General features: G+C 61.9%; 6 protein-coding genes. All 6 read left to right on the top strand.

Going from position 1 to position 12,464, the window contains the following annotated elements; translation table 11 throughout:
• Positions 1-83 precede the first annotated feature (83 nt).
• On the top strand, positions 84-695 hold the full coding sequence (locus QZV84_RS05890) for a DUF1819 family protein (protein WP_292826759.1): 612 nt from the start codon (positions 84-86) through the stop codon (positions 693-695).
• Positions 692-1,294 (top strand): DUF1788 domain-containing protein, encoded by a 603-nt coding sequence (locus QZV84_RS05885; RefSeq protein ID WP_292826756.1) that lies wholly within the window; start codon positions 692-694, stop codon positions 1,292-1,294. Before QZV84_RS05890 ends, QZV84_RS05885 begins: the two co-directional genes overlap by 4 nt.
• A 2-nt stretch (positions 1,295-1,296) precedes the next feature.
• Entirely contained in the window at positions 1,297-4,857 is a 3,561-nt protein-coding gene (brxC, locus tag QZV84_RS05880; protein ID WP_292826753.1) for a BREX system P-loop protein BrxC, read from the top strand.
• Positions 4,857-8,375 (top strand): BREX-1 system adenine-specific DNA-methyltransferase PglX, encoded by a 3,519-nt coding sequence (gene pglX, locus QZV84_RS05875; RefSeq protein ID WP_292826750.1) that lies wholly within the window; start codon positions 4,857-4,859, stop codon positions 8,373-8,375. Before brxC ends, pglX begins: the two co-directional genes overlap by 1 nt.
• Positions 8,362-10,878, top strand: a complete 2,517-nt coding sequence (gene pglZ, locus QZV84_RS05870; RefSeq protein WP_363331886.1) for a BREX-1 system phosphatase PglZ type A — start codon at positions 8,362-8,364, stop codon at positions 10,876-10,878. Before pglX ends, pglZ begins: the two co-directional genes overlap by 14 nt.
• Before the next feature lie 13 nt (positions 10,879-10,891).
• Positions 10,892-12,464, top strand: a 1,573-nt coding sequence (brxL, locus tag QZV84_RS05865; RefSeq protein ID WP_292826744.1) for a BREX system Lon protease-like protein BrxL, incomplete at its 3' end; no start/stop codon positions are given.

The raw sequence follows: 12,464 nt of genomic DNA, 5'->3' as shown, positions 1-12,464 counted from the left end.
CCGACCCAAGCGTGCCGGGCGCTCAGCGATGTGGCGGGTGACCCATAGACTGTTCAACTTTCCGACTCGAGGAGGAGGTGGCCGTGAGTGCGACGCGAGACCAGTCACAGCGATACAAGCTGTCGTTCACAACCGGCCGGCTGTTCCTGCAGAATGCATCTCTCGCCGCCGAGATCTACGGTCGTCTTCACGACTGGCGCGGGGTGCGCGAGGCCATCGACTCGGACAACATGCTCCAGAGCCGCGCATCCCGCAGCGCAACTCGTATGGGTAGTGAGCTGATCCAGAGGCTTCAAGAGCTCACCGACTCGGAGGTGGCGTTGCTCGCGGTCGTTACAGGAGAGGAGCGCGCCCACCTCATGTGGGTTGCTACCTGTCGCCGATACTCACTCATCGGTGAGTTCGCAGAGGACGTGCTTCGTGAGCGCTTCCTCCAGCTGGCCGCGGATGTGCTGCCCGAGCACTTCGACTCATTCATTCGTGGCAAGGCTCTCTGGCATGAAGAGCTCGGCGAGGTCACGCCGAAGACGATGCAGAAGCTGCGCTCCACGGTCTTCCTGTTGATGCGCGACGCGGGCTTCACCGACAACGACGGCAGGATCATCCCCGCCATCCTCTCGACGCGCGTGCACGACGAGCTCGCTAAGCGGACGCCGAGTGATGTCCGCTTCTTTCCGACAAGGGATGCGGCATGACGACACAGCAGGTCTTGGAGCAGGAGCAGCACCTCGTGTCCGTGCTCGGTACTCGGCGGTTCCTCGAGATGGAGGGACTCGGCAACGAAGTGCCCTTCTTCATCTATCCCTACGACCCCGAAGATGCGCTCGCCGTCGCGGCAGCGAAGAAGCGCCTCAAGAACAAGCTGAAGAACGATCACGGCGTCACAGTCCTTGAGATCAACCTCTACGACCTCACGGTCGAGATGCTCCAAGCGCGCGGCGTCTGGGACCGGCTCCTGAAGCTCGAGGTCGAGCAAGGGAAGGACGCCCTCCTCAAGCCGCTGCAGAACATGCTGGATCCGGGTTCGAAGCTGATCCCGGCGATCAAAGAGCGACTCGACACCGTCTCCTACGACATCCTCTTCCTCACAGGCATCGGTGAGGTGTTCCCGTACATACGCTCGCACAACGTTCTGAATAACCTCCAGAGCGTCGCGACGAGCAAGCCGATGCTGATGTTCTTCCCCGGTGATTACAAGCAATCGGGAACATCCGGCTCGTCGCTCGTGCTCTTCGGGCGGCTCAAGGACGACAACTACTACCGGGCATTCGACATCCGGGATCGAGAGGCTTGACAGTGAAGCTCCATGACATTTTTGAGAAAGACATCACTCGTTCTATTGACGGGGTGATTAGGGCCGACGACACGACGCACCTCGGCACGGAAGTCGAGGAGTACGTCCTCACCAAAGAGGCAGAGTCGGCATTGTCGAACCTTCTTGAGGAGTACACGAACTATACGAACGCGAACGGCGTCTGGATCTCCGGCTTCTTTGGCTCCGGCAAGTCACACCTGCTCAAGATGCTGGCGCACCTGCTGGGCGACGTGGATGGTCAAGACTTCCCGCGCGTACAGGTGTCTGAGAGCTTCAAGACGAAGACCACCGACAGCTTCTTGAAAGCCTCGCTCAAGAAATCGGAAAGCATCCCGGCTCGCAGCCTTCTCTTCAACATCGACCAGGTCGCCGACGCGCAGGGAGGCGACAAGACTGACGCGATCCTGAAGGTGTTCATCAAGGTCTTCAACAACAGCCGTGGCTACTACGGCATGCAGCCGCACGTCGCCCGCTTCGAGCGCGATCTCGACTCCCGCGGGGTCCTTGATCAGTTCCGCACCACCTATCAGCGGATCGCCGGAATCCCGTGGACTGAAGGCCGTGAACTCGACGTGCTGGAGGAACCGAACGTCGCCGCCGCCTACGCGGATATCACAGGGGCAACGGCGGGCGCTCCGGAGAACATTCTCGAGAAGTACCGAGACTCCTATCGAGTCGACATCGACAGCTTCGCGAGCGAGGTCGTGGTGTGGCTCGACAAGCAGGTGCCGGGCACTCGGCTCAACTTCTTCGTGGACGAGGTCGGCCAGTACATCGGCGATGACGGCAAACTTATGCTCAGTCTCGAAACCATCGCGGAGGCGCTGAATACAAAGGCCCAGGGTCGTGCGTGGGTGTTTGTCACGAGCCAAGAGGCGATGGACAAGGTCATCGGCGATCGCACGAAGAACCAGGAGTTCGACTTCTCGAAGATTCAGGCGCGCTTCAAGACGCGTGTCAGTCTCTCCAGCGCTGATGTCGAGGAGGTCATCCGTAAGCGCCTCCTGGAGAAGAACGGGGCGGGCGCGGCCGAGCTGAAGGCGATTTACGTCAAGGAGTCCGGCAACTTCAAGACCCTCTTCGACTTCGTCGGCGGACGCACATATCCGAATTACACGGACGAAGCGCGGTTCGTCTCGACCTACCCGTTGGTGAACTACCAGTTCCCGCTCTTCAGCGCCGCCCTCGTCGGGCTGTCGGAGCACAACGCGTTCACCGGCCGGCACGCCTCGGTCGGCGAGCGGTCGATGCTCGGCGTCGTCCAACAGGTCGCGAAAGAGTTAGAGGGGACTGACGTCGGCCAGATCGCCGCGTTCGACAACCTCTTCGCCGGCATCCGCGACACCGTCCAGGCTGCGACGAAGCGGTCGATTGACGTCGCCGAGAAGAACCTCCCGGATCAGGAGTCGGATGTCACAAAGCTCGCCGTCCGTGTGCTCAAGGCGCTATTCCTGGTCAAGTACGTTGATGGTTTCCGCGCAACTGCGCGGAACCTGACGGTACTTGTATATGACCGGTTCGGCCGGAACCTCCAGGAGCTCTCGAAGAACGTCGAGGAGGCGCTCGCGTTGCTTGAGACGCAGACCTATGTGCAGCGCAACGGCGACACCTACGAGTACCTGACCAACGAAGAACAGGAGATCGAGAACGAGATCAAGATCGTCGATCTGGACAGTTCCGAGGTCGGCAAGCGGCTCTTCGAGATGCTCTCGCAGGACGTTCTCAAGACCCCGAAGTTCCGCTACAAGACCGGCAAGGGCGACTACCTCGACTACAGCTTCGGCTACCGGATCGACGACGTCAGCTATGGCCCGCAGCACGCGCTGACCGTCCACTTCTTCACACCCGGCTACGCGCACGTTCTGCAGACGATCCGGGCGCACAGCACAGGGCTCGATGAGGTCCGGGTTGTCCTCGACGCGGATGCGGGACTCTTCGGTGATCTGCGGCTCCTGCTGAAGACGGAGAAGTACGTCAAGCAGAAGCAGAATGGGTCGCTCACGGCGGTGCAGCAGCGCCTCCTCGGTGCCAAGGCGCAGCAGAACCTGGAGCGGAAGAAGGAACTGCTGGAGCGCCTGCGCCGCGCGATCGGCAAGGCATCACTCATCGTCTACACCGTTGACGTGGAGTCGAGCAGCGAGGTCGCCGACACTCGCGTCTTCGACGGCCTGAGCGTGCTGGTGACGAAGGCCTACCCGCAGCTGTCGCTCCTCGGCGGCAAGGTCTACATCGAGTCCGACATCCAGAAGTTCGTTCAAGCGCCCGCCGACGGTCTCGTCACGGTCGACACTGCGCTGACGGATGCCGCGAGCGAGGTCTACTCGGTCGGTGTCCAGCAGCGAGCCAACATCGGCCAGCAGGTTACGGCCAAGACGATCGTCGATCAGTTCACCGGGAAGCCCTACGGCTGGGACCAAACTTCGACCGTGGTCGTGATCGCCTACCTCTTCGGCGGCTCACGCATCACCATCGAGCACAACGGGAACCTGCTTAAGCGCACCGAGGTGCCGCCGCTTCTGAAGAACACCCAGCAGCTCGTCAACCTCAAGATCGGCGTACAGAAAAGCTACGACGAGAAGAAGGTCACCGCCTTCCGCAAGTTTGTCACCGACTTCTTCGACGAGGGCGCCACGCCGAAGGACCCGCTGGAGCTGGCGCACTTCGGTGCCGACAAGCTGAAGGACCAGCTGGCCAGACTCAAGGAGGCGCGCGCCGCCTACGACTACCCCTTCATCGCGCAGCTCGACCCCTCGATCACCCTGCTGGCGAGCGTCGTCGGAAAGACCGATGAGTGGTATCTGACTGAGTTCGCACAGGCAGACGAACTGGTAGAGGCGAAGGAGACCGTCCTCGACCCGATCCGCGCCTTCCTGAAGGACGATCGAAAGGCGATCTACGACGGAGTCCGCAGGTTCCTCCGCGATGCGAGCGACAACCTCGGCTATCTCCCCAAGGGAGCGGCCGAGCCGGTGCAGGGGCTGCTAGACGATCTCGCCGTATACCGGGGCAACCGGATCGTGGATCTTCAGAACCAGGCCGACACGCTGCGACAACAGGTCGTTGAGCTTGTCAAAGACGAGCAGGGGAAGGCGGCTGATTCGATCGAGAAACGCCGCATCCAGCTCCAACGCACAGCCGAATACAACGAGGCGAACGAAGCCGCGCAGGGCCGGGCGCTCGATCGCGTCGACCGCGCGATCCAGCAGGTGCTGGCGGAGACGAGCATCGCGAAAATCAAGCTCGCCGCTGACAGCTTCGCCACGTCGACCTTCCCTTCCCTCGTCGCCGACCTCGCCGCTGCGCGCCTCGTGACGACGCCCCCCGGTGGCGATCAGCCAGGCTTCCCACCCGGCGGGGCCGGGCCGGACGCCCCTGGACCTCCCGTCCCACCCCAGTCGAAGCCCGCAGTGCACATTTCGCACGTCCAGGTCAGCGGTGGGAAGTTCGTACTCTCGACGGCAGCGGATGCCGATGAGTACGTGGAAGCGCTCCGCGCTGCGCTCAAGTCCACAATCGCCGAGGGGAAGCGGATCACGCGCTGATGGAGACTGCACCGCTCAAGTCCTTCGCCACGAAGGCGCGCACCGATTTGATCAAGGAAGTGGGCGCGCGGGTCTCCGTCGTCCTCGCGGAGAACTCCCTCGCCCGAGTCGAGTCGCTTGCGGCGGTTCGCAATCTGGAGGGGGCGATTGCCAGGGATGGTCGCGACCAGGTGATCGACCGGGTTGCCTATACCTGGTTCAACCGGATCATCGCGCTGCGCTTCATGGATGCCAACGGCTACACCCCGTCCGCCATCGTCTCGCCCGAAGCGGGCCGCACGACTGGTCAACCAGAGGTGCTCGCCGAGGCGAAGGCGGGCTCCTTTGACAGCTCCGTCGTCCCGGAGAAGACGCAGGAAACGATCACTGCGCTATTCAACCGAACGCGCCCGAGCCAAGACCCCGACGGGGAGGCCTACGGCCTGCTCCTCGAGGCGTACTGCCGTTCCTGGCACAAAGCGATGCCGTTCATGTTCGAGCGTGAGGGCGATTACACCGAGCTGCTCATTCCGGCGGCGCTGCTTGCCGTTGACTCGGTCCGCGACCGCGCGGTGAAGACCCTCACCGAGGACGTATGCCGCGACGTCGAGGTGATCGGATGGCTGTACCAGTTCTACATCTCGGAGCGGAAAGACGAGGTCTTCGACGGGTTCAAGAAGAACAAGAAGGCCGGCGCCGCCGAGATCCCTGCCGCTACCCAGCTCTTCACCCCGCACTGGATCGTGCGGTACCTCGTAGAAAACTCGCTCGGGCGACTCTGGCTGCTGAACAACCCATCCTCTCGGCTGGCCGAGCTGATGGACTACTACATCAAGCCGGTTGACGAGGAAACGGAATTCCTCAAGATCGCGAAGCCGGAGGAGTTGAAGGTCATCGACCCGGCTGTCGGTTCGGGGCACATGCTCACCTACGCCTTCGACCTGCTGTACGCGATCTACATGGAGAAGGGTTACGACCCCGCCCAGATCCCTGGCCTGATCCTTCAACACAACCTTTACGGCACCGAAATCGACCCCCGCGCCGGCGCCCTCGCTGCCTTCGCGCTCACAATGAAAGCGGCCGCCAAGCGGAAGCTCTTTTTGAAGAGTCCGGTTCAGCCGAATGTCTGCGTGCTCGAGAACGTGCACTTCGACCCCGCCGAGCTCGACTACCTTTGGACGCTCGCCAACGGAGGCGGCGTTGCACGCGGCGACGCGGACGAGTTCTGGAGCGCGTTCGAGCACGCCGACACTTTCGGCTCGCTGATCCAGCCGAAGGAACACCTCATCCCTGCCTTGAAGGCTGCGCTCGAGGGGATCGAGGCAGATGGCGACCTGCTTCACGGCATGATGTTGCAGAAGGCTGCCCTGGTTCTTGCGCAGGCCGAATATCTGTCGCGGCCATACTCGGTAGTTGTCGCCAACCCGCCGTACATGGGCGCCGGGAACATGGGTTCTCTGCTGGCGACGTTCGCAAAGGAGAGCTACCCGCCGAGCAGGACGGATCTGTTCGCCATGTTCATCGAGCGGTGTGTGCGCCTTGCTGGGCGGTCGGGCCAGGTCGCGATGATTACCATGCAGTCTTGGATGTTCCTGGCATCGTTCGAGAAGCTGCGGGAACGCATCCTCCAGTTCGCACCGCCTGTCAGCATGGCTCACCTTGGGGAGCGGGCGTTCGACTCGATTGGCGGTGCCGTCGTGTCCACAACGGCATTCGTTCTCCAGGTCGGTCGGCCTCTGGGACAGACAGGCTCGTACCTGCGTTTGGTCGACGGGCGCACGGAGGCAGAGAAGTCCAGGAAGCTGCTTGCGGCCGCGGCCGGCCGTGATGGGTCGCTCTACCGGAGTTCCGGCGAGACCTTCTCGCAGATCCCAGGTACCCCGATTGTCTATTGGCTCTCCGCAGACGTGCGACGCGCATTTGCCCTCGGGCGACCTCTTGGCGAAGTGGCGGAGTTGCGCGAGGGACTCTCCAGTTCGGATGCCGACCGGTTCGTTCGGCTCTGGTGGGAGGTGTCCGCTCACTCGCGCGTAATGGACGCCCCCACTCCTGCTGCTGCCGAAGCCGGTGGCGCGAAGTGGTTCCCGTTCAACAAGGGCGGCGACTTCCGCAAGTGGTACGGGAATCACGAGTACGTGATCAACTGGCAGAACGGTGGAGCGGAGATTCTGGCCGAACGGCCCAAGTCCACCGTCCGCAGCCCTCAGTTCTACTTCCGATCTTGCGTCTCGTGGTCGAAGATCTCGACTGGCTCGCCCGCCTTCCGGAGCTACCCGCAGGGGTTCGTGCTTGGCTCCGCCGCAAAGTCGGTCTATGTGGGCTCCGAGCAGGAGGCGACGCTAATTATGAGCATCTGCAACTCGTCGTTGGTGCAGGTGCTTCTCGAGGCCAAGTCTCCGACGATGTCGTTTGTGGCGGAGGATGTCGGTAGCCTGCCCATTCTCGCCACTCAAGCACCGGACGAAGTGCTCGCGCTGGTCGCCGAGCTTCAGGCCAATTCGACGGCAGATTGGGACGAATCCGAGACTTCATGGAACTTCGCGAGGACTCCTTTTCTGGTGGACGAGACGCAACGAACGCTCCCCGAAGCCTTCGACAAATACCGCCAGGAATGGACAAGCATCTCGCTTCGTCAGCAAGCGCTAGAAGAGTCGAACAACGAAGCCATCACCAAGCTGTATGGGCTTGATCATGAGGTCCAGACTGCCGTGCCGCTCGGTCGAGTGACACTGACTCGCAACGCGGCCTTCAGGTACTCAGGGAAACCCGCGAGCGAGCACTCGACTATGTTCCTCCGAGACGCGGCGAAGGACCTCGTCTCCTATGCCGTCGGGTGCATGTTCGGTCGATACAGCCTTGATGAGCCGGGGGTGATCCTCGCAGACCAGGGGAGCACGGTTCAGGAATTTCTGACGAAGGTGCCGTCGCAGTCGTTCATGCCGGACCAGGACAATGTGATCCCGATCGTCGATGGCGATTGGTTCGAGGACGACATCGTCGCCCGTTTCCGCAAGTTCCTTCGCGTGGCCTTCGGTGACGAGCACTTCGAGGAGAACCTGCAGTTTGTCACCGAGTCGCTCGGCGTGAAGGACATCCGTGACTACTTCGTGAAGTCGTTCTACGACGACCACGTCAGGCGGTACAAGAAGCGCCCGATCTACTGGCTCTTCCGCAGCCCGAAGGGCTCGTTCAGTGCTCTGATCTACCTGCACCGGTACAACCCCACCACAGCATCGACGGTGCTCACCGGATACCTGCGAGAGTTCATCGGCAAGTTGGAGGCCAACCTGGAGCACCAGGGGCGGGTCTCCGCAGGCATGGGCGGAGCCTCGGCTCGCGACATCGCGACCGCGCTGAAGGAAGCTGACCGGATCCGCAGGGTTCTAGTCGAGCTCCGCGACTACGAGCACGACGTGCTCTTCCCACTCGCCGGCCAGCAGATAGCCCTCGATCTCGACGACGGTGTACTCGTCAACTACCAGAAGCTCGGCGCTGCCCTGAAAGACATCGGCCTCAAGAAGGGCGGTGGCGGTGAGTGACCTCGGCGTTCTCAAGAACGGACTCGCTGAGCGCTTCGCGAGCGGACGGAAGGCCGGTGACCGTCACATCGCCTTCTGGCACGACCCGGAGGGCGAGTACGAGGCCGATCTCGACCAGCTCGAGGCGGAACTCGACGGTGTTGAGGTCATCCGGGTCGACCGTGACGAGTATGCGGTCAAATATCGGCTGCTCACGGAGCAGCCGAACCAGGCCTTCATCGTCTACCGCAAGGGCGACATCCCCGACGGCGTTGGCAACTGGCTTTGGGACCTCGAACTCGCCTACGGCGTCTTCACCGCTGACCGTGCCTCGATGGACGCGCAGGATCTCGGCCTCCCGCTCTCCCTGCAACCGGTCGTCGCTCAGCATCCGAAGTTCTTCAACAGCGCCGATCGCAAGGCAAAGCTCAAGGGCCTACTCAGCGCCGAAGACGACCGCACCATGCTCCGCGCAAAGATGAGTGCAGTGGCGCTCGGGGTCAAGGCACACAGCTTCGGTGAACTCACCCGTGCTCTTCTCATCGAGAATGCCGCTGGATCGTCGAACGGCTACGACGCGCTCTTCTCCTACGGATTGACTGACTTCTATTGGGAAGGCGCCAAAGGAATCTACGGATACGAGTCGGCGAACCCGACGATCGGCGACTTCGTCGAGTGGGTGTTCACACACGCGAACACTGACTTCAGTTCGGTGCGAGTCGGGCTTCGGCACGATTACAGCGCGTGGCGGAACGATGTCCGGAGCCGTGAGGCAATGGCAGCGCTTGCCCGCCGCGTCGAGCGCGATCTCGGCGTCGAAGCCCAGATCGCCGATCGCGACTACCACGAGCTGCTCAGTTCCGATGTCTTCGAGGCGATCGACTGGAAGATCATCGGCGACCTCGCCCTCGGCGTCAGCAACCAGAGCCTCACCGTCCGCGACCTACAGGAAGCGGAGAGGGCCCGCCAGACCACCTTCTGGTACACGCTCGACCCGTCAATCCGCGCCCTCTACACCGCGATCCGTTCCGCCGCCGAACTGCTGAATGACATCAGCACCCTAAGCGTCGCAATTGCTGACTTCGACGACGGGCTCTCGAAGTACAAGGACCGCTGGTACCGCATCGACCAGCGTTACCGACAGTTCCTTCTCGCCACCCACGCCACCGAGCATGCCGATCGGCTCGCCCCACTCGTCGAGCAGGTCGAGCTCTTCTACACCAACAAATACGTCTTCCCGCTCGCGACCGAGTGGCAAAAGCAGATTGATGCAGTTCAGTCGTGGAAGTCAGTCGCGTACCGGTCGCAGGGATCGTTCTACCATTCGTTTGTCGACCCGATCGTCTCGCAAGGGCGACGCGTCGTCGTCGTCATCTCCGATGCGCTCCGCTATGAGGTCGCCGACGAGCTCGCCTCCGCCCTGCGTAGCGATACGAAGGTCGCTTACGACGCGAAGCTCGAGGTCATCCTCGGTGCCCTGCCGAGCTACACGCAACTGGGCATGGCGTCCTTGCTTCCGCACACGACTGTCGGATTCGCGGGCAAGGGAAGCGACGTCGTCGTCGACGGGAAGCCGGCCGGCGGCCTCGTCAACCGGACCAAGATCCTCGACGCGATCGGCGGCACCGCGATCAGCGCCGAGGACGTGCTCGCGAAGAAGATAAAGGACGAGCTACGGCCCTTCTTGCAGCAACACAAGATTGTGTACGTCTACCACGACACCATCGACAAGCGCAGCCACAAGCTCGGCGCCGAGTCTGGCACGCCCGAGGCGGCGAGAGACGCCATTGCAGAACTGACGAAGCTGATCGGCAATCTCACCTCAGCCGACGCGAACGTGCTAGTGACCAGCGACCACGGGTTTCTCTTCCAGGAATCGAAGATCGGCGATGGCAGCAAACTAGATGAAGAACCGCATGGTGACATCAAGTACCGAGACCGACGCTTCCTGCTCGGCGAGGACTTCAAACAGACAGCTTCCTTCAATACGTACACATCATCACAGCTCGGACTTGTCGGCGACTGGCAGGTCCATATTCCGAAGTCGATCTACCGACTCACGCAGAAGCTCCAGGGTGCCGCAGATCGCTTCGTCCACGGCGGCGCGACGTTGCAGGAGGTAGTCGTGCCCGTCGTCACCGTCACCCGCAAGGGCAAGAGCGGGGTTAGGCCCGTAGACGTGCAGATCAAGCCGAAGAGCGACGTGCTGACAAACGCGATCGTGCGAATCAGCCTGCTGCAGTCCGAACCCATCAGCGAGCGGACCCAGGCACGTGAGCTCCGCGCTGCCTTTTACTACGGTGATGCCTTGATCTCAGACCAGGTGGTCATCGTCTTCGCCGCGACGGGTGATGAGCGGGATCGCCTGCAGGAGATCAAGCTTCAGATACGCCCCGACGCTGGAGTGCCGCTCGGCGCGCAAGTCGAGCTCCGACTCGAACAGCCGAGCCCGAACAGCAATTCGTGGCAGGCGCCTTACAAGCACATGTTCACGAACCGGATCACGGCTACGCCAGACTTCTAGGGAAGGAGGATCCATGACGAACCTCGACGAGGCACTTAGCGATCTCGGTGTGGCCGACGATGAAGAGGTCTATGTGCCTGCCTTCACCGAGGACGAGTCCGACCTCGATCGAAAGGTGAATGACCTCTTCGCCGGATCTGTGGTCCGCAAGGACCTTGTCAAAGCGGTGCGCGGCAACGCAGTCGTGCCCGGATACGTGCTCGAGTATCTCCTCGGCCAGTACGCCGCCTCTGACGACGAGGAAACCATCCAGGACGGCATCGACATGGTGCGCAGCATCCTCGCGGAGCACTACGTCAACCGGAACGAGAAGGTACTGATCCAGTCGACGATCCGTGAGAAGGGCAAGCACCGGATCATCGATCGCGTCACCGTCGACCTGAATACGAAGCAGGACTTCTACGAGGCGTCTTTCGAGAACCTCGACATCAAGGGCGTGCCGATCGACGCCAACACCGTCACTAGTAACCAGAAGCTGCTTGTTGGGGGCGTCTGGTGCATCTGCGACATCGAGTACCAGCCGAGCGACGGCCCCACCGAACCGTGGGTGCTCGCGAACCTCAAGCCGATCCAGATCGCTGGCGTCGACTTCGATCGGTACAACGCGGCGCGCGCATCGTTCACGACGGACGAGTGGATCGACGTGCTGATGCAGTCCATCGGTCTCAACCCGGAGCAGTTCAGTCCCAGAGGCAAGCTCATCGCGCTCACCCGGCTCATCCCGTTCGTCGAGCGCAACTACAACCTCGTCGAGCTCGGACCGAAGGGCACGGGAAAGTCGCACACGTTCAGTGAGCTCTCGCCGAACGGCGCGCTCATCTCCGGCGGCGAAGTCACGGTCGCCAAGCTCTTCGTCAACAACGCGAACGGCAAACTCGGCCTCGTCGGGTACTGGGACGTGGTCGCCTTTGACGAGTTCGCGTCGAACCGCCGTACCGACCAGAACCTGGTCAACATCATGAAGAACTACATGGCGAACAAACAGTTCAATCGCGGCAACCAGCCGCTCGGAGCTGAGGCATCCATGGTTTTCATCGGCAACACGTCGCACACCGTCCCGTACATGCTCCAGCACTCCGACCTCTTCGACGAGCTCCCCGACTCGTACCGCGATGCTGCGTGGCTTGACCGCATCCACCACTACATCCCCGGCTGGGAAGTCTCGCCGATCCGTTCAGAGATGTTCTCCGACGGCTACGGTTTCGTCGTCGACTACCTCGCCGAGATCCTCCACTCCAAGCGCTCGGAGGACTTCTCCGACAAGTACCAGTCGCACTTCAGCCTCGGCTCCGACATCTCCACCCGCGACCGCGACGGGATTAACAAGACCTTCTCCGGCCTGATGAAGCTCATTCACCCGACGGGAACCGCGACCCCGGAGGAGATGGAAGAGCTGCTCACGTACGCCATCGAGGGCCGCAAGCGCGTCAAGGACCAGATTCTCCGTATTGACGCCACCATGCGAGACAACGCGCCGCGCTTCGGTTACCAAGACTCCTTTGGCACCTGGCACGACGTCGTGACAGTCGAGGAGAACCAGTATCCGCAGCTTTACCGCCGCGATTGGGACAGCGAAGCCGCGGGCT

Origin of the sequence: Microbacterium sp. (assembly GCF_011620715.1) — a bacterium.
Taxonomy (GTDB): domain Bacteria; phylum Actinomycetota; class Actinomycetes; order Actinomycetales; family Microbacteriaceae; genus Microbacterium.
The sequence above is the reverse complement of the archived record's forward strand: the minus strand, read 5'-3'. Positions and strand labels throughout refer to the sequence as shown.